Origin of the sequence: Meishania litoralis, assembly GCF_042611095.1 — a bacterium.
GTDB lineage: Bacteria > Bacteroidota > Bacteroidia > Flavobacteriales > Flavobacteriaceae > Meishania > Meishania litoralis.
On the sequence record NZ_JBHFPV010000018.1, the window covers coordinates 1 to 525 of the forward strand.

The 525-nt window shown below is 65.9% G+C and carries 1 protein-coding gene; it reads right to left on the minus strand.

Features of this window, described 5'->3' with window-relative positions; genetic code table 11:
• Positions 1 to 525 (minus strand): hypothetical protein (locus ACEZ3G_RS17060; protein WP_432426734.1); only part of this gene is annotated, 525 nt, incomplete at both ends.

Consider the following 525-nt stretch of genomic DNA (forward strand, 5'->3'; position numbering starts at 1 on the left):
CTCCTTGTGGACCTGTGGCACCGGTTGCTCCTGTGGCTCCCGTGGCGCCGGTTGCTCCTGTATCTCCTTGTGGACCTGTGGCTCCTGTGGCTCCCGTTGCTCCTGTTGCGCCTGTTGCGCCTGTGGCTCCCGTGGCGCCGGTTGCTCCTGTATCTCCTTGTGGACCTGTGGCACCGGTTGCACCGGTTGCTCCCGTTGCTCCGGTGGCTCCTGTTGCGCCCGTTGCTCCTGTGGCTCCCGTGGCGCCGGTTGCTCCTGTATCTCCTTGTGGACCTGTGGCTCCTGTTGCGCCCGTTGCTCCTGTGGCTCCTGTTGCTCCTGTTGCTCCTTGTGGACCTGTGGCACCGGTTGCTCCTGTGGCTCCCGTGGCGCCGGTTGCTCCTGTGGCTCCCGTTGCTCCGGTGGCTCCTGTTGCGCCCGTTGCTCCTGTGGCCCCGGTTGCTCCTGTGGCTCCCGTGGCGCCGGTTGCTCCTGTATCTCCTTGTGGACCTGTGGCTCCTGTGGCGCCGGTTGCTCCTGTATCTC